Source organism: Amycolatopsis acidiphila (assembly GCF_021391495.1).
Classification (GTDB): domain Bacteria; phylum Actinomycetota; class Actinomycetes; order Mycobacteriales; family Pseudonocardiaceae; genus Amycolatopsis_E; species Amycolatopsis_E acidiphila.
Genome location: NZ_CP090063.1, coordinates 7,163,439 through 7,180,594, shown reverse-complemented (window position 1 = coordinate 7,180,594; position 17,156 = coordinate 7,163,439). Strand labels below are relative to the sequence as shown.

The following is a 17,156-nucleotide window of genomic DNA, read 5'->3' as shown; positions in this document are numbered from 1 at the left end:
CGCGAGGGCCACGAGACGCTTCACGCGGGGGAACACTAGCCTCGGACACCCGCACCCGGGACCCGCCGGAAGTAGGAAATGTCCGTTACCCTGACCGGAACGGAGAACGGGAGGCAGGGATGAGCATGCCACGCGGCGAGGAGGCCGAAGCCCTGCTCGCCGAGGCCCGCAAAGCGCTGTGGGTCATGGTCGGCATCCTGGTCGTGCTGTGGCTGGTGCAGATCATCAACGCCGCGCTGGGCTACGAGCTCAGCTTCGACTACGGCATCCGCGCCCGCCAGGTGGGCTCTCTGCCGGAGATCCTCAGCGCGCCGTTCCTGCACTTCAGCTGGGCGCACATCGAGGGCAACTCCGGGCCGCTGTTCATCTTCGGGTTCCTCGCCGCGTACCGGGGCGTCAAGAAGTTCCTCGGGGTGAGCGCGCTGATCGTGATAGGTAGCGGGCTCGGCGCGTGGTTCACCGCGAGCGCGGGCACGGTCGGGGCCGGCGCGAGCGGCGTGGTGTTCGGCTATTTCGGCTACATCATCGTGCGCGGGCTGTTCGACCGGCGGCCGATCGACATCGTGATCGGGCTGGTGATGGCGCTGTGCTTCGCCTACCAGTTCTCGCTGCTGATCCCCGCGGGCGAGGGCATCGGCTGGCAGGCCCACCTGTTCGGGTTCGTCGCCGGCGTCCTGGGCGGCTGGCTGTTCCGCGAGCGGCGGAAGAAGGCCGTCGAGCCGGACCCGGCGACCACCTTGCTCGACAAGCCGCTGGAGTCCTAGGTCCCGGCGAACAGGTCGTCCTCGGGCAGGTGTACCGGGACCAGCGAGCGCGCCAGCTGGTAGTCCTCGGTGGGCCAGACCTTCCGCTCCACGTCCCGCGAGTGCACCGTGAAGCCGCTGTCCGGATCGACCTGCGTGGCATGGGGGAGCAGCGGGCGGTCCCGCACGTCGAAGTGCTCCTCGCAGCGGATCCTCGTCGTCACCAGGCGTTCGGTGTCCGGCAGCTCGGCGAGCACCGGGCCCATCCGCGAGTCGGCGTCCAGCGCGTCGTGCATCGCCTGGAACCACGCGCGGCTGGACGAGGACAGGTAGTACAGCTTGCTGATCTGGTACGCGGTGCCGACCGCTGCCTCGAACGCGGCCGCCGCCACCTCGTGGGTCCTGATGTGGTCCGGGTGCGGGTAGCCGCCGGTCTCGTCGTAGGTCACCAGGACCTGCGGCCGGAACTCGCGGATCACCTCGGTCAGCGCCTTGACGGCGGTCTCGAGCGGTTCCCGCGCGAAGCAGCCCTCCGGCAGCTCACCGGCATGCCGGAGTCGACGAAGCCGAGAAACCGTTGCCGCACACCGAGGATCTCCCGGGCGGCGGCCATCTCCCGCAGCCGGACCGCGGGCAGCTCGGCGCGGATCTCCGGCCGGTCCAGCCGCGGGTTCAGCACGTCCCCACGCTCGCCGCCGGTGCAGGTGACCACCAGCACCTCGGCGCCTTGCGCCACGTACCGGGCCATCCCGGGTGCTCCGAGAGCTGAAGAAACAGCAGACCAGGCAGGCCATTTCCGACGTGGCGACCCGCCTGTTCATCGAGCACGGCTTCGAGAACGTGACGATCGCGCAGGTCGCCGCGGCCGCGGAGGTGGCCAAGATGACGGTCACGAACTACTTCCCCCGCAAGGAAGACCTCGTCTTCGACGTGCACGAGGAGTTCGTCGAGAGCCTCGCCACCACCGTCGGCGAGCCGGTGCTGGACACGACGCGGCAGGCCTACTTCGACGCGCTCGACCGGCGTGACGCGCTGCTCGGGTTCTCCGGCCGGGAGTTCGCGAAGCTGATCGTCTCCAGCCCCGTCCTGCTGGCCCGGCTTCGCGAGCTGCACGAGGAGCGGGAGAGCAGACTGGCCGCCGCGCTGGCGGAGCGAATGGAGCCAGGCACCGCCCGGGCCGTCGCGGCGCAGCTGGCCACGGCCCACCGGTTGCTGTTCGACGAGGTGCTGCGCCGGACGGCGAACGGCGAAAAGGCCGTGGCGGCCAGGGTCCGGAAGACCGCCGAGCGGGTGTTCGACCTGCTGGCTTCGGGGATCGCCGAGCTTTAGGAGCACTCCGCCGCGCGCTTGAGCAGAAGGTCCCGTTCGCGGGCGTTGCGCGTGAGGGCCGCGGCGCGCTCGAACTCCGCGCGGGCCTCGGCGTGCCGGTCGAGCTTGGCGAGCAGGTCGCCGCGGACGCTGGGCAGCAGGTGGTACTGCCGCATCGAGGGCTCGTCGGCGAGCTCGTCGACCAGTCCGAGCGCCGCTTCGGGCCCGAACGCCATCGACAGCGCGACCGCCCGGTTCAGCTCGACCACCGGCGACGGCATGAGCTGCGCCAGCACCTCGTACAGGGCGGCGATGCGGATCCAGTCGGTGTCCTCGGGCGTGGCCGCGCGGGCGTGGCAGGCGGCGATCGCGGCCTGCACGGTGTACGGGGCGCGCAGGCCGCCCAGCTCCTCGGCCAGGGCGAGCGCGCGCAGGCCACGGCCGATGAGCAACCTGTCCCACAGCGCGCGGTTCTGCTCCAGCAGCAGGATCGGCGAGCCGTCGCGGCCGGTGCGGGCTCGCGCGCGGGACGCCTGGATCTCCATCAGCGCCACCAGTCCGTGCACCTCGGGCTCCTTGGGCGCGAGCGCCGCGAGGGTCCGGCCGAGACGCAGCGCGTCCTCGCACAGCGCCGGACGCATCCAGTCGTCGCCGGCCGTCGCCGAGTACCCCTCGTTGAAGATCAGGTAGACGACTTCGAGCACCGACGCCAGTCGCGGTGCGAGCTCGTCACCGCTGGGCACCTCGAACGGCACCTTCGCCTTGGCCAGCGTGCGCTTCGCGCGCACGATGCGTTGCGCCACGGTCGGCTCGGAGACCAGGTAGGCGCGGGCGATCTCGTCCGTGGCCAGGCCGCCGAGCAGGCGCAGGGTGAGCGCGACGCGGGCCTCGGTCGACAGCACCGGGTGGCACGCGGTGAACATCAGGCGCAGGACGTCGTCGTTGACCTCGTCCGGCTCGACCCCGGGTTCCTCCGGCGGCAGCTCGCGGCCGAGCTCCTCCTGCTTGCGCTCCAGGTTCTTCTCGCGGCGGAGCCGGTCGATGGCGCGACGTTTCGCGATCGTCATCAGCCAGGCGCCCGGGTTCTTCGGCACACCCGCCTCCGGCCACTGTTCGAGCGCGGTCACGAGCGCGTCCTGCGCCAGTTCCTCGGCCAGGCCGACGTCGCGCACCACGCGGGTCAGTGCGCCGATGATCTTCGCCGATTCGATCCGCCAGACGGCGTCGATCGTCCGGTGGGTGTCGGAGGCCGTCACGGCCCCCGAGCACACCACCTCCGGGCGAATCGGGCAAGTCAGTTACCCGAGGTCCGCTCGCGCAGCTGCTCGTTGAGCTCGCGGGTCTCGGGCGACATCGTCTCGGCGAAGTCCTCGACCTCGAACACCTGCCGGATCTCGATCTCGGCGACCTCGTCCGTCCCGGCCGGGTCCGAGGGAATGCGCTTGACCCACTCGATCGCCTCGTCCTTGGACTTCACGTCGAGGATCCAGTACCCCGCGATCAGCTCCTTCGTCTCGGCGAACGGCCCGTCGATGACCGTCCGCTCGTCGCCCTCGAACCGGACACGCGCGCCCTTCGAGCTGGGCTGCAGGCCGTCGCCCGCGAGCATCACACCCGCCTTGACCAGCTCTTCGTTGTACTTGCCCATCGCGTTGAGCAGTTCGTCGCTCGGCAAGACGCCGGCTTCGCTGTCGGCCGAAGCCTTGATGATGACCATGAATCGCATGGCTTTTCTCCTCGCTCGTCGGTGTCCTTTCACCAGCACATCGAACGAGCGGGCCCCGGATCGACACCCGCCCGGGAAATTTTCCCGGGACAGCTGTCCTGATCTTCGGGCCGGCCGGCCCACGGCCGAGCGTCCGGTGGACCGGAACGGGCTAGGGTCGGGCGTGTGTCCGTCCGCGAGCTGGTAGTACTGGGAACGGCGAGCCAGGTGCCCGGCCGTACCCGCAACCACAACGGTTATCTCCTGCGCTGGGACGCCGAAGGCTTCCTGTTCGATCCCGGCGAGGGCACCCAGCGGCAGATGCTGTTCGCCGGTGTCTCGGCGTCGGCGATCAACCGGATCTGCCTGACGCACTTCCACGGTGATCACTGTCTCGGGCTGCCGGGCGTGGTGCAGCGGTTGTCGCTGGACGACGTGCAACATCCGGTGCACGCGCACTATCCGGCTTCCGGGCAGGAGTACTTCGACCGGTTGCGGCACGCGAGCGTGTTCCACGACACCGCGCAGATCGTCGAGGAGCCGGTCTCGGAGGACGGCGTGATCGCGAAGGGCGAGTTCGGCGAGCTGCGGGCGCGGCAGCTGGACCATCCGGTGGAGTCGTTCGGCTACCAGTTGGTCGAGCCCGGTGGCAGGCGGATGCTGCCGGAGCTGCTGGACCGGTTCGGTATCACGGGTTCGGAGATCGGTGAGCTGCAGCGGACGGGCGCACTGCGGTTCGGCAGCCGGACGGTGACCGTCGAGCAGGTGAGCGTGGTGCGCCGCGGGCAGCGGTTCGCGTTCGTGATGGACACCCGCCTCTGCGACGGGGTCTACGAGCTGGCGGAGCGGGCGGACCTGCTGGTCATCGAGTCCACGTTCCTCGACGAGGACGCCGGGCTGGCCGAGGAGTACGGCCACCTGACCGCCCGCCAGGCGGCGCAGGTCGCGGCGGAGAGCAAGGTGACGAAGCTGGTGCTGACCCACTTCTCGCAACGCTACGACGACCCGACCAAGTTCTACGACGAGGCGAAGGACATCTTCGGCGGCGACGTCGTGGTGGCAGCCGACCTGAGCCGGGTGAGCATGCCGAAGCGCCGGTGAGACGGCCACGGCCGACAGCACCCCAGCCACCCCGCGATGGCGAACCCGGCAACGGCAGCCGAGAGAGCCGAGCCCAGCCGTCCCCTTAACCCCGATACCCAGCCTCTTCAGCGGCCGGTGGGTCGACCGTTGAACGATCAGAAATCGGGGTGGGTCGGCTCCGCCAACTTGCCCGGATCCCACGCGAAGCGGCTCCCGCCGCCCGCCTGCCCTAAGACGCCGTCCGCTGCTGATGCAACTCCGCCACGTGCAGGTGCGGCCTCGCCATCAGGGCCTCGCGCAGGCGCTCGTTCTCCGCCCGCAGCTCCATCACCAGGCGCTGCTGATCCCGCCACGAGACGGGGATCGGCTTGGGCTCGTACGCCTTCACCAGCTCCCGCGCATCGGCCGGGATCGGGAGGCGGGCAGCGCGGTCGCGTTCCGCGCGGCCGAGCATGCGGGCCAGGCGCCGGGTGTCCGTGGCGACGATCCGCGTCCGGCCCAGGATGCGGTGCCGCAGCGGGTCCGCCGGGTTGTCCAGGTTCACCTCCGGCAGATACGTCCGCATCGTGCCCGACGGGACCGCGTGCCCGGCGCCCATCATCTCGTTGAACCCCGCCTCGACCACCGGGTCGAGCAGGAAAGCGCTGCCCATCCCGACCAGGTGCCAGGTCACCTCGCGCGCCCACCGCTCGAAGTCTTCGCGCGGCTGCTGGCCCTGGCTGATCATGTACACCGGACCGCGCCGGGTCTCGTCGGCCAGGTAGTCCATCAGGTCCGGCAGGTGCCCGAGCGTGACCCACTGCGGACTCGGTGCGATATCCGTGCGCCCGTCGAGCGTCTCCAGCTCGCCGAGCAGCCCGCGCAGCACGCTGGGCACCGACATGCATCGGTTGAAGGGCGCCTCGCCGGGCGCGGTGCAGTCGTCCCGCGTCTCGATCTCGGTCCAGATCCAGCCCGGCTCGTCCGGGTGCTCCAGCACGGTGACCGTGGTGCGCCAGACGTCGCGCGGCTGCGCGTCCGGGTGCTGGCGCCGCCACTGGTACAGCTGACCGCCGCCCGCCCGGTCCCGCAGCACCGTGACCAGGTCGTCGTGGTCGAGCACGTACTGACCTGCCCGGTCGGCGTCGAGGTGGATCTCCTTGCTCGCCAACCACCGGCCGAGGTGCTCGATGACGGTGTCGAGCAGCTGCTGGCCGGGTGCGACTCGCAGGAAGGACCGGAAACCGACAGCCATCACCGTCTCCTAGCACTCGGGGACTGTTTGAAACTGCTGTGCCATTCAGTGAACCCAAGTGTGCAGACGGGCACCTGGCGAGTCAAGAGGGGAAGACCCACCCCGCTTTGATCACCGCGGGGCGCGTGAGGTCTTATTTCGCCGTGACCTTGGCCGGAGAGGCGCCACCGCGGCGTTGGACGATCAGCTGGGCGTTCTGGGTGTGCGGGCTCGCGCTGGCCATGTTCGTCGGGCCCGCGCCGTCGGCGAGCCGGACGTTCCTCGCCCGGATCGTCAAGCCCGAGCGCGAGGGCGAGGCGTTCGGGCTGTACGCGACCACCGGGCGCGCGGTGTCGTTCCGCGGGCCGCTGATGTTCAGCGGTTTCATCGGCCTGTTCGGCTCGCAACGGGCGGGTATGGCCGGAATCGTCGTCGTTCTCATCGCCGGGCTGGCCGCAGTGCTCCCGGTGCGGGCTCCGAAAGGTGTGCGGTGAAGAAGTCCTGGTTGTCGGTGGGTGCGGTGATCGTGGTGGCGTTGCTGGTGGCGGCCTGGCAGGCGGGGGCGTTCAAGACGCAGCCGCCGCCGCCGGCAAACGCGGCGCCGGCGGGTGCGCAGCTGGCGGGGCTGGTGGTCAAGCCGCGTAACGGGATGGGCGGGTACTCACGGGAGAAGTTTCCGCACTGGGCAAAGGTTTCGGGAGAATGTGACACCCGGGAGACGGTACTGAAGCGGGACGGGCAGGACGTCCGGACGGACGCGCAGTGCCGGCCGACCGCGGGCACCTGGCACAGCCCGTACGACGGCGCCACCTGGACCAAGGCGTCCGACGTGGACATCGACCACACGGTTCCGCTGGGGCAGGCCTGGGAAAGCGGCGCGGCATCGTGGACGACGGACCATCGCAAGGAGTTCGCCAACGACCTCGTGCGCCCGCAGTTGAAGGCCGTGACGGACAACGTCAACCAGGCCAAGGGCGACAAGGCTCCCGACGAGTGGCGCCCGGCGTTGAAGGCGGACTGGTGCGCCTACGCGACCGACTGGATCACCGTGAAGTCGTACTACCAGCTGACCGTGACCGATCCGGAGAAGGCGGCGCTGACGGACATGCTGAACTACTGCTGAGCGGCACCGATGAGTTTTCGCGGCGGCGCGGGTCTACCCCGGACGGAACCACCGAACGAGGAGGGCCCGATGTCCACCAAGATCTTCGTCAACCAGCCCGTCAAGGACCTGACCAGCTCGATCGACTTCTTCACCGCGCTCGGCTACTCGGTGAACCCGCAGTTCACCGACGAGAACGCGGCGTGCGTGGTGATCAACGAGCACATCTACACGATGCTGCTGACCGAGCCGTTCTTCAAGAACTTCACGAAGAAGCCGATCGTGGACGCGACGGCCGGCACGGAGACGATCGTGGCGCTGAGCGTGGACAGCCGCGAGGAGGTCGACGTGCTCGTCGACAAGGCCCTGGCGGCCGGCGCCCAGGCGGCGAACGAGCCCTCGGACATGGGGTTCATGTACAGCCGCAGCTTCAGCGACCTCGACGGTCACACGTGGGAAGTGCTGTACATGGACCCGAGCCACGTGGAGTAGGTGGCCAGGCGGCCTTCGCAGGGGGAAGGCCGCCTCCCGCCCCCACGGCAGCCCACTACCCGAACGTCGTGCTCATCTCCGTCGCGTTCTTCAGCGTCTGGAACACCACGCAGTACCGCTCCGTCAGCTTCTCCAGCGTCGCGAGCTGCTCGGCGTCCGCGTCCGTGTCCAGGTCGAACGCCAGGCGGACCGCGCGGAAGCCCACCGGGGCGAGCTTGTCCACGCCGAGCGTGCCGCGGAAGTCCAGGTCGCCCTCCGCGCGGATCGTGCCACCGCGCACGTCCACCCCGAGCGACGTCGCCACCGCGCGCAGCGTCACGCCCGCGCATGCCACGAGCGCGTCGAGCAGCATGTCACCCGAGCAGGCCAGCGTGCCGTCGCCACCGGCGGCCGGGTGCAGTCCCGCCTCGACCAGCGCCTGTCCCGTCTGCACCTTGCACGACACGCCGACGTCCGACAGCTCGGCCTCGGACTTCATGGTGACGACGGCGCTTTCCGGGGTCTCGCGGTACCGGTCCTTCAGCGGTGCCTGCAGCTTCCGCAGCTCAGTGGTGTCCATGCCCGCCAGCATGACCGCCGTCACCAGGCGCGTCAAAACCCCGGCAATAACCCCGCACCGGACGTCATGATCGCGTCCGCCGCGGTGCCACGACCATCCGGAACAACCGACGTTGGCGAGTGTCAGCCGTCGAAGGAGGAAGTCGTGACACTGGCCGAGCTGCTGCCGAGCGTGGGCGCGTGCGGGGAACCGCCGCTGGAGAAACACCTCTGGCCCGCGAGTACCCGCCTGCTGCCCCAAGGTGACCTGGAAGTCGGTGGCCAGGCCCTGACCAGCCTCGCCGGCCACTTCGGTACTCCGCTCCAGCTGCTCGACGAGACAGAGGTCCGCCATCGCGCCCGGGCGTTCCGGCAAGCCCTGCCGGAGGCCGAGGTCGTGTTCGCGGGGAAGTCGCTGCCGTGCCGATCGGTGTTCCGCTGGCTCGCCGACGAGGAGCTGTCCCTGGACGTCTGCTCGGCAGGCGAACTGGCCGCCGCGCGGACCGCGGGCATCCCCGCCGCGCGGATCCTGATGCACGGCAACGTGAAGACCGACGAGGACCTCGAGGCCGCGCTGTCGTACGGCGTCGGCCGGATCGTGCTCGACTCGTTCGACGAGATGGACCAGCTCGCGGGCACCGCGCAACCGGTCCTGATCCGGGTGACGCCGGGTATCGACGCGCACACCCACCCGGCGGTCACGACCGGCGTCGACGGCCAGAAGTTCGGCTTCCCGCTGGACACGGTGCCCGACGCGGCGCGACAAACTGCGGCGAACGGGCTGCGCCTGGTCGGCCTGCACTGCCATCTCGGCTCCCAGATCACCCGTGTCTCGGTGTACGAGGACGCCGTACGCCGGCTGATCGGACTCGGACTGCCGATCGAGCAGCTCGACCTCGGTGGCGGTTTCGCGGCGCCCTACTGCGTGGGCGACCAGCCGTTCGACCTCACCGGGTTCGCGAACCGGATCCGCGCCGCGCTCGCCCACGAGTGCACGCGGCAGCGGATTCCCTTGCCCAGGCTGGTGATCGAGCCCGGGCGCGCGATCGTCGCCAACGCCGGGGTCACGCTGTACCGGGTGATCGCGGTGAAGCCGGGGTTCGTCGCTGTGGACGGCGGGATGAGCGACAACCCCCGCCCGGCCCTCTACGGCGCCCGCTACACCGCGCGCCTCGTCGGCCGCCACACGCGCGCGCCGCGGCACGCCGTCACCGTCGTCGGGCGGCACTGCGAAGCCGGGGACATCCTCGCGCAGGACGTGCCACTGCCCGACGACGTGCACGCCGGCGACCTGCTGGCCGTGCCGGTCACCGGCGCGTACCACCACGCCCTCGCGTCGAACTACAACCTCGTCGGGCGGCCACCGGTCGTCGGCGTCCGCGACGGGGTCGCGCAGCTGCTCGTCCGGCGCGAAACGGAGGAGGACCTGCTGCGGCGCGACCTCATACCTGCGTGAGCGCGGTCCTGAGGAACAGGTCGTTCTCCTCGCGCTCAGCGATGCTGACCCGGCAGCCGTCGGGGGCGAAGGGGCGCACGAGGAGCCCGGACTGCTGGCAGGTCGCCGCGAACCGCGCGGTGCGCGCGCCCGTCGGCAGCCACACGAAGTTCGCCTCGGTCTCGGGCACCGCCCAGCCCTGTTCGAGCAGCGCGTCCCGCACCCGCGTCCGTTCCGCGACGACCGCGTCCACCCGCTCGCGCATCGCGTCCTGGCAGTGCAGCGACTCGATCGCGGCGAGCTGCGCGATCGTCGAGACGCCGAAGGGCACCGCGCACTTGCGGATCGCGGCCGCGACCGGAGGATGGGCGAGTGCGAAGCCGATCCGCAGCCCGGCCAGCCCGTACGCCTTCGAGAACGTCCGCAGCAGGCACAGATTCGGGTATGCGGCAAGGAAATCCAAGCCGTTGACGGCGTCGGGGTCGCGGATGAACTCGACGTACGCCTCGTCCAGCACCACGAGCACGTCCTCCGGCACCCGCGCGAGCAGCTCCGCGAACTCGTCCCGGCGGACGCCCGGACCCGTGGGGTTGTTGGGCGAGCAGACCAGGACCAGCTTCGTCCGCTCGGTCACCGCGTCCGCGAGCGCGGCGAGGTCGAGCCGGGCCGCGGAGTCGAGCGGCACCTCGACGGCCGCGGCGCCGGCGATCCGGGTGGTGATCGGGTACGCCTCGAACGACCGCCACGGGTAGACGACCTCGTCGCCGACGGACGCGACGGTCTGCACGATCTGCTGGAGCACGCCGACACTGCCGGTGCCGACCGCGATGAACTCCGGCGGCACGGACAGGAACCGCGCGAGCTCACCGGTCAGCTCGGTCGCGGCGAGGTCCGGATACCGGTGCAGCGTCGCGGCGGCCGCCGTCGCGCGCTCCAGGACGCCGGGCAGCGGGGGGAACGGGTTTTCGTTGCTGGACAGCTTCACCAGGCCCGCGGTGGCCTTCCCCGGCACATAGGCGGGCACGTCGTCGAGGGCGGCTCGGATTCGCGGATACATGTCAGCTCCCGAAGAACTCCAGTGCGGCCTGTTTGAAGGCCCGGCTCGAGACGGCGTTGAAGTGGTTGCGGCTGCCCAGTGACACGAACGGCTCGGGCGCGTCCGCGGCGAACTCGTCGGCGTCCCCGGCGGCGAACAGCACCGGGACCGGTGCGCTGCCTTCGATCCTGCTGCCTGCCATGCCGTCGATGCAGGCGCTCAGGTCCTCGCCGGAGAGCCTTTCCTGCACCCGCAGCATGTCCTCGCGCGCGGCGGGCCGCGTGCCGATCCCGCCCAGCACCATCCGGCGCACGCGGTCCGGCGCGATCCGGGCCAGCTGCCACGCGATGATCCCACCCATCGAGTACGTCACCACGTCCACAGTGGACAAAGAAACCACGTCGAGCACCGCGAGCAGATCACGCGCCATGTCCTCCGGCGTGTACCCGGAGGACGGTTTGCCGCTCTGCCCGTGCCCGCGCAGATCCACGGTCACGTAACCGTGCTCGGCCAGCGCGCGCAGCCAGCCGGTGTCCGTCCAGTTGCGACGGCTGTCGGACGCGAACCCGTGCACCAGCAGCACCGGCCGCGGCCCGGGCACGCTCTCGTACCAGATCTTGGCGCCGTCCTCGGCGATGGCGAACATGCTCAGTCCTCCGGCAGCGAGAGGCGGATCCGCCTGGTCGGCTTCTTCTCCTGCGGCACCGTGCCGACGATGCCGGCCTGGTCGTCCTCCACGGTGAAGGTGACCAGCGGGTCCCCGGCCGCCAGCTCCTCGCCCTCGCCGACGTGCAGCCGGGTGATCCGGCCGGACTGCGGCGACGGGATCTCCACCGCGGCCTTGGTCGTCTCCAGCTCCAGCAGCGGCGTGTTGCGCTCAACCCAGTCGCCCTCGGCGACCAGCCATTCCAGCACCTTCGCACTGATCAGGCCCTCGCCGAGGTCGGGCAGCGGAAAGGTCACTTCAGCCACGGCGGTACTCCAGGGTGGTCTGCACGGCGGTCAGGATCCGGTCGATGCTCGGCAGGTACTCGTCCTCGAGCGGGCCGGACGGGTAGGGCACGTCGAACCCGGTGACCCGCTGGACGGGCGCGCGCAGCTCGCCGAAGCAGCGCTCGGTGATCAGCGTCGAGACCTCGGCGCCGAGGCCCGCGGTCAGCGGGGCCTCGTGCACGACCACCGCGCGCCGGGTGCGCCCGACGGACGCGGCGAGGCCGTCGGCGTCGACCGGCTTGAGCCAGCGCAGGTCCAGCACTTCGAGCTCGACGCCGTCCTCCGCCGCCAGCTCCGCAACCTGCAGGCAGCGGGCGACCGTCGCGCCCCACGCCACGAGCGTCGCGTGCTTGCCCTGCCGGACGACCCGGCTGGTGCCCACGGGCAGCGCCTCGACCGGCTGCGTCGGGTCGAAGGACTCGCGGTGCCAGTACCGCGGCTTCGGCTCCATGAAGATCACCGGGTCCGGGTCGGCGATCGACTGCCGCAGCAGGTGGTAGCCCTCGCGCGGCGACGACGGCGAGACCACCTTGAGCCCGGGGACGTGCGCGAACAACGACTCCAGGCTCTCCCCGTGGTGCTCGGGCGCGCGGATGCCCCCGAAGCTGGGCAGCCGCAGGGTGATCGGCATGGTCAGCACGCCACGGCTGCGGTAGTGCAGCCGCGCGACCTGGTTCACGATCTGGTCGATCGCGGGGAAGGCGAACCCGTCGAACTGGATCTCCGGCACCGGCCGCCAGCCGGCCATCGCCAGACCGACCGCCATGCCCATGATCCCGGACTCCGCGAGCGGGGTGTCGAACACGCGCTGCTCGCCGAACTTGGCCTGCAGCCCGTCGGTCACCCGGAACACGCCGCCGAGCCGGCCGACGTCCTCTCCGAAGACGAGCACGCGGTCGTCGTCCTCGCACGCATGCCGAAGCGCGAGGTTGAGGGCCTGCTGCAAGGACAGCTCAGCATTGCCGCGGGGTTCCGCACCCGTCCGGTCCTCCAGCACAGCAGCTCCTTCGTCGCGCTCGCTTCGTGTGGTCCTCTCACACATCAGCGGCTTCCTTCCAGGCATGCTGCTGGTCGAGCAGAGCCTTCGTCGGCTCGCGGTAGACGAACGAGAACAGCTCCTCGGTCGGCCGGTCGCCGACCGTGACGAGGCCCTCCCGGACCTGGCGGACGACGTCCGCGGCATGCGCCTCGGCCTCGGCGACGTCGTCCGCGGACAGTTGCCGAGCGGCACGGGCGACCGGGTCCCGTTCCGCCCAGGCCCGCTCCTCCTCGAGCGTGCGGTAGCGGCCGGGATCGTCCGAAGTGGAGTGCGGGCCCATCCGGTAGGTCATCGCCTCGAGCACGGTCGGCCCGCCGCCGTCGCGGCCTCGCAGCACGGCTTCCCGCGTCGTCTCGAACACCGCGAGCACGTCGTTCCCGTCGACCCGCACGCCCTCGATGCCGTACCCGGCGGCCCGCGCGGCGACCGAGCCGCCGGCGACCTGCCGCTCGGTCGGCACCGAGATCGCCCAGCCGTTGTTCTGGCAGAAGAACACCACCGGCAGCCGGTAGACCGCGGCGAAGTTCATCGCCTCGTGGACGTCGCCCTGCGAGCTGGCGCCGTCCCCGAAGTAGGTGATCGCCACGCCACCGGTGTCGTCCAGCTTGGCGCCCATCGCCCAGCCGACCGCGTGCGGCACGGCTCCGCCGACGACGGCGTTGACCGGCGCCAACCGGGAGGCCTTCGGGTCGTACATCCCGCCGTGCCAGGTCCCCAGGTGGGTCGAGAGGTAGCCGACCAGGTCGACGCCCATCGCCGTCGCGGCCCCCAGGTCGCGGTAGTTGGGAAAGGCGAAGTCGCGGGTGAGGTCCAGCGCGGCCGCGCTGCCAACCTGCGCGGCCTCCTGGCCCCTCATCGGCGCGTAGCCCGGAAGCACGCCCTGACGCTGCAGGGCGATGGCCTCCTCGTCGACGCGACGGGCCACCAGCATCAGGCGGTGCAGCTCGCGTAGGTCAGCCTTTTCCACGCCCCAGAGCCTGCACAGCAGCCAGTAGACTGTGCAACAGTGGCTGATTCAGCTGATCACTATGCAAGAAATGGTTGCCCGATCGGGCAGGGTGCTGGACAACTTGCTCACCGGCAAGGCTGTTCGCTGACGGATGCTCTGAACGGGTGCGGAGAAAAAGCGCTCGGCCTGCCCCGTTAAGCTGTATGCAACCCCAGGCCAGTTGTTCTTGTAGATGAGGTGGCAAAACGCGTGTCCGAGACCACGCCGAACGTGCCCGACCGCCCCGCGCTGGACGGTCTGGATGCCAAGTGGGCGGACCAGTGGGAGCAGACCGGTGTCTACCGGTTCCGCGCTCCTGGTGAGCGAGCCGCGGTGTTCTCCATCGACACACCGCCGCCGACGGTCAGCGGCTCGCTGCACGTAGGCCACGTCTTCTCCTACACGCACACCGACATCGTCGCCCGGTTCCAGCGGATGCGCGGCAAGCGCGTCTTCTACCCGATGGGGTGGGACGACAACGGCCTGCCCACCGAGCGCCGGGTGCAGAACTACTACGGCGTCCGGTGCGAGCCGTCGCTACCGTACGACCCGGAGTTCGTCGCGCCGGAGCCGATGGTGAAGAAGGGCGAGCGGCCGGTCCAGAACGTCTCGCGCCGCAACTTCATCGAGCTGTGCGAGCTGCTGACCGCCGAGGACGAGAAGGCGTTCGAGGAGACCTGGAAGCGGCTCGGCCTGTCGGTGGACTGGTCGCGCACGTACACCACGATCGGCCGGCACGCCCAGCGCGTCTCGCAGCGCGCGTTCCTGCGGCTGCTCGCGCGCGACGAGGCCTACCAGGCCGAGGCGCCGACCCTGTGGGACGTCGGGTTCCGCACGGCCGTGGCGCAGGCCGAGCTGGAGGACCGCGAGCACGCGGGCGCGTGGCACCGGATCGCGTTCCACAAGGCCGACGGCGAGCCGGTGTACATCGAGACCACCCGGCCGGAGCTGCTGCCCGCGTGCGTCGCGCTGATCGCGCACCCCGACGACGAGCGCTACCGGAACCTGTTCGGCAAGACGGTCACCTCGCCGGTGTTCGGCGTCGAGGTGCCGGTGGTCGCGCACCCGGCCGCCGAGATGGACCGCGGCGCCGGCATCGCGATGTGCTGCACCTTCGGCGACCTGACCGACGTGCAGTGGTGGCGCGAGCTGAAGCTGCCCACCCGCACGATCATCGGCCGCGACGGCCGCATCCTGGCCGACCCGCCCCCCGGGCTGGACAACGAGCCGGGGCGCAAGTCGTATGCCGAGCTGGCCGGCGCGACCGTGCACACCGCGCGCGAGCGCGTGGTCGGGATGCTGCGTGACAGCGGTGATCTCGAGGGCGAGCCGCGCAAGACCGTCCGCCCGGTCAAGTTCTACGAAAAGGGCGACAAGCCGCTGGAGATCGTGTCCAGCAGGCAGTGGTTCATCAAGTCGATCGAGCACCAGGAGCAGATGCTGCGGCGCGGCGCCGAGCTGCAGTGGCACCCGGCGTACATGAAGGCCCGCTACGACGACTGGGTCCGCGGCCTCAACGGCGACTGGCTGGTCAGCCGCCAGCGCTTCTTCGGCGTGCCGTTCCCCGTCTGGTACTCCCTCGACGAGGCGGGCGAGCCGAACTACGACGCGCCGATCGTGCCGGGTGAGGACATCCTGCCGATCGACCCGTCGTCGGACACCCCGCCCGGCTACACCGCCGACCAGCGGGACCGGCCCGGCGGCTTCACCGGCGACCCGGACGTGATGGACACCTGGGCCACCTCCTCGCTCTCGCCGCAGATCGCCTGCGGCTGGGAGGAGGACCCGGAGCTGTTCGCGCAGACGTTCCCGATGGACCTGCGCCCGCAGGCGCACGACATCATCCGCACCTGGCTGTTCGCGACCGTGCTGCGCGCGCAGCTGGAGAACGACTCGCTGCCCTGGTACCACGCGGCGATCTCGGGCTGGATCCTCGACCCGGACCGCAAGAAGATGAGCAAGTCCAAGGGCAACGTCGTCACTCCGGTGGGGCTGCTGGAGCAGTTCAGCCCGGACGCCGTGCGGTACTGGGCCGCCAACGGCCGTCCCGGCACGGACACGGCGTTCGACCAGGGCCAGATGAAGATCGGCCGCCGGCTGGCGACGAAGCTGCTCAACGCGAGCAAGTTCGCGCTGAGCTTCCCGGAGCCCGCCGCGGGCGCGAGCATCACCGAGGCGCTGGACCAGGCGATGCTGGCCGCGCTCGACGACGTGATCCGCCAGGCGACCGAGGCGCTGGAGGGCTTCGAGTACACCACCGCGCTGGAGCGCATCGAGCGGTTCTTCTGGTTCTTCTGCGACGACTACCTCGAGCTGATCAAGCAGCGGGCGTACGACGAGGACGGCGGCGCGGCCACCCAGTCCGCGCGGCTCGCGCTGCGGAAGGCGTTGTCCTCGCTGCAGCGGCTGTTCGCGCCGTTCCTGCCGTACAGCACGGAGGAGGCGTGGTCGTGGTGGCACGACGAGTCGGTGCACACGAGCGAGTGGCCCGTCCCGGCCGGTGCGGTCGACGGCTCGCCCGAGGTGATCACGCTGGCCAGCACCGCGATCAGCGCGATCCGCAAGGCGAAGAGCGATGCGAAGCGCTCGATGCGCTCGCCGGTCGAGAGGGTGCGGATCGCCGGGCCCGCCGGTCAGGTCGAGACGCTGAACTCCATCGGCGGCGACCTCCGGGCGGCGGGCAACGTCGAGGAGCTGGAGTTCACGCCGCAGGGCGAGGAGCTGCGGATCGAGGTCCAGCTCGCGGAGGCCTGACGCGCGGTCTGTGTGGCCGCCGAGGTGGCGCGGGTCCGCGCATTCACGGACCGGGTGGACCCGCGGGCACGCCCGTGGGGCAGGGTGCGCTGGGCAGTCGCCTGAAAGCGCTTCCCAGCGTCAGCGGACCAGCCGGGTGCGCGTCAGCGGACCAGCCCGTGCCGGAAGGCCAACGCGACGGCGTTCGCCCTGGTGCGGGCACCGAGCTTGCGCTTGGCCGAGTTCAGCACCGAGCGCCCGCCGCTCGCCGTGATGTCCAGTCGCTGGGCGGTCGCCTCGATGGTCATCCCCGCGGCGGCGCAGGAGAGCACGTCGATCTCCATCGAGGTCAGCAGCGGTCCCGTCTGCCGTGGACCGAGCAGCGAGCTGACCTCCGCCGCCGCGGCGAGCAACTGCGCCGACGTGGCGCCGGCGCAGTTGAGCACCCCGCGCACCCCGGGAGGAAGCGCTTCCAGCGGCTCGTCCGACGGGCAGGCCACGAGGAAGACAGCGCTGGTGACCAGGCACGACGACAATCGGTTCGGTGCATGCTGGTCGAGCAGGACGATGTCGGCTCTGGCCGCGCCCGTCCAGTGCAGCGACGAACCGGCATCCGCGAGATCGCGGGCGAACCGTTCGTGATGAGCGCGGTCACCGAGGTAGCTCACTCCGAGTGCGGTCACCGCGCGGACTCTAACGGCATGCCGGGGCTAGCTTGATCTTGAAAAGCCGTCCGGGTGACCCTCGAT

At 70.5% G+C, this 17,156-nt stretch carries 18 protein-coding genes and 1 pseudogene; 8 read left to right on the top strand and 11 right to left on the bottom strand.

What is annotated here, in order from left to right; genetic code table 11:
• Positions 1-119 precede the first annotated feature (119 nt).
• Positions 120-764, top strand: coding sequence for a rhomboid family intramembrane serine protease (locus tag LWP59_RS35075; RefSeq protein WP_144641463.1), 645 nt, complete (start codon positions 120-122; stop codon positions 762-764).
• On the opposite strand, the pseudogene mca reads toward LWP59_RS35075, so the two are convergent.
• Positions 761-1,491 (bottom strand): annotated as a pseudogene (mca, locus tag LWP59_RS35070) (mycothiol conjugate amidase Mca). The gene LWP59_RS35075 and the pseudogene mca overlap by 4 nt on opposite strands.
• 5 nt (positions 1,492-1,496) lie before the next feature.
• Here mca and LWP59_RS35065 point away from each other — a divergent pair.
• A complete protein-coding gene (locus LWP59_RS35065; protein ID WP_229857863.1) occupies positions 1,497-2,072 on the top strand; it encodes a TetR/AcrR family transcriptional regulator in 576 nt (191 codons plus the stop codon).
• On the opposite strand, the gene LWP59_RS35060 is transcribed toward LWP59_RS35065, so the two are convergent.
• The gene (locus LWP59_RS35060; protein WP_144641459.1) at positions 2,069-3,307 is read right to left on the bottom strand and encodes an RNA polymerase sigma factor; all 1,239 of its coding nucleotides are present in this window, start codon (positions 3,305-3,307) and stop codon (positions 2,069-2,071) included. The genes LWP59_RS35065 and LWP59_RS35060 overlap by 4 nt on opposite strands.
• A gap of 38 nt (positions 3,308-3,345) precedes the next feature.
• Positions 3,346-3,777, bottom strand: coding sequence for a YciI family protein (locus LWP59_RS35055; RefSeq protein ID WP_144641456.1), 432 nt, complete (start codon positions 3,775-3,777; stop codon positions 3,346-3,348).
• Positions 3,778-3,942: 165 nt separating this feature from the next.
• Between LWP59_RS35055 and LWP59_RS35050 the strand changes: the two genes are divergently transcribed.
• Entirely contained in the window at positions 3,943-4,857 is a 915-nt protein-coding gene (locus LWP59_RS35050; RefSeq protein ID WP_144641453.1) for a ribonuclease Z, read from the top strand.
• Between the two features lie 211 nt (positions 4,858-5,068).
• Here the strand turns inward: LWP59_RS35050 and LWP59_RS35045 are convergent, their stop codons facing one another.
• Positions 5,069-6,073: a hypothetical protein gene (locus LWP59_RS35045; RefSeq protein WP_144641450.1), complete on the bottom strand. Its 1,005-nt coding sequence runs from the start codon at positions 6,071-6,073 to the stop codon at positions 5,069-5,071.
• Positions 6,074-6,216: 143 nt separating this feature from the next.
• On the opposite strand from LWP59_RS35045, the gene LWP59_RS35040 reads away from it, so the two are divergent.
• From LWP59_RS35040 to LWP59_RS35030, 3 genes are all read left to right on the top strand, one after another.
• Entirely contained in the window at positions 6,217-6,546 is a 330-nt protein-coding gene (locus LWP59_RS35040; protein ID WP_229857862.1) for an MFS transporter, read from the top strand.
• Positions 6,543-7,175: an HNH endonuclease family protein gene (locus LWP59_RS35035; RefSeq protein ID WP_373299699.1), complete on the top strand. Its 633-nt coding sequence runs from the start codon at positions 6,543-6,545 to the stop codon at positions 7,173-7,175. Before LWP59_RS35040 ends, LWP59_RS35035 begins: the two co-directional genes overlap by 4 nt.
• A gap of 69 nt (positions 7,176-7,244) precedes the next feature.
• On the top strand, positions 7,245-7,646 hold the full coding sequence (locus tag LWP59_RS35030; RefSeq protein ID WP_144641447.1) for a VOC family protein: 402 nt from the start codon (positions 7,245-7,247) through the stop codon (positions 7,644-7,646).
• Positions 7,647-7,701: 55 nt separating this feature from the next.
• Here LWP59_RS35030 and LWP59_RS35025 read toward each other — a convergent pair whose 3' ends face one another.
• The gene (locus tag LWP59_RS35025; protein WP_144641444.1) at positions 7,702-8,205 is read right to left on the bottom strand and encodes an OsmC family protein; all 504 of its coding nucleotides are present in this window, start codon (positions 8,203-8,205) and stop codon (positions 7,702-7,704) included.
• Positions 8,206-8,349: 144 nt separating this feature from the next.
• On the opposite strand from LWP59_RS35025, the gene lysA reads away from it, so the two are divergent.
• Positions 8,350-9,639: a diaminopimelate decarboxylase gene (gene lysA, locus LWP59_RS35020; RefSeq protein WP_144641441.1), complete on the top strand. Its 1,290-nt coding sequence runs from the start codon at positions 8,350-8,352 to the stop codon at positions 9,637-9,639.
• Here lysA and hisC read toward each other — a convergent pair.
• From hisC to LWP59_RS34995, 5 genes are read right to left on the bottom strand one after another with little or no spacing between them, the layout of a single operon-like run.
• Positions 9,626-10,675, bottom strand: coding sequence for a histidinol-phosphate transaminase (gene hisC / locus LWP59_RS35015; RefSeq protein WP_144641437.1), 1,050 nt, complete (start codon positions 10,673-10,675; stop codon positions 9,626-9,628). The two genes, lysA and hisC, sit on opposite strands and share 14 nt — an antisense overlap.
• 1 nt (position 10,676) lies before the next feature.
• Positions 10,677-11,300 carry an alpha/beta fold hydrolase gene (locus LWP59_RS35010; protein ID WP_144641434.1) on the bottom strand — a complete coding sequence of 208 codons (624 nt, stop codon included), beginning with the start codon at positions 11,298-11,300 and terminating at the stop codon, positions 10,677-10,679.
• A gap of 2 nt (positions 11,301-11,302) precedes the next feature.
• Complete coding sequence (locus tag LWP59_RS35005; RefSeq protein WP_144641431.1) at positions 11,303-11,626, bottom strand: biotin/lipoyl-containing protein; 324 nt, start codon at positions 11,624-11,626, stop codon at positions 11,303-11,305.
• Positions 11,619-12,644: an alpha-ketoacid dehydrogenase subunit beta gene (locus LWP59_RS35000; protein WP_308431750.1), complete on the bottom strand. Its 1,026-nt coding sequence runs from the start codon at positions 12,642-12,644 to the stop codon at positions 11,619-11,621. The genes LWP59_RS35005 and LWP59_RS35000 overlap by 8 nt, the downstream gene beginning before the upstream one ends.
• A gap of 37 nt (positions 12,645-12,681) precedes the next feature.
• Positions 12,682-13,653, bottom strand: coding sequence for a thiamine pyrophosphate-dependent enzyme (locus tag LWP59_RS34995; protein WP_229857861.1), 972 nt, complete (start codon positions 13,651-13,653; stop codon positions 12,682-12,684).
• Positions 13,654-13,884: 231 nt separating this feature from the next.
• Here LWP59_RS34995 and valS point away from each other — a divergent pair, with 231 nt between their 5' ends.
• Positions 13,885-16,428: a valine--tRNA ligase gene (gene valS / locus LWP59_RS34990; RefSeq protein ID WP_144641425.1), complete on the top strand. Its 2,544-nt coding sequence runs from the start codon at positions 13,885-13,887 to the stop codon at positions 16,426-16,428.
• A 143-nt stretch (positions 16,429-16,571) separates the two neighbouring features.
• Here the strand turns inward: valS and LWP59_RS34985 are convergent, their stop codons facing one another.
• Entirely contained in the window at positions 16,572-17,090 is a 519-nt protein-coding gene (locus LWP59_RS34985) for a helix-turn-helix transcriptional regulator (protein WP_144641422.1), read from the bottom strand.
• Positions 17,091-17,156: the final 66 nt, after the last annotated feature.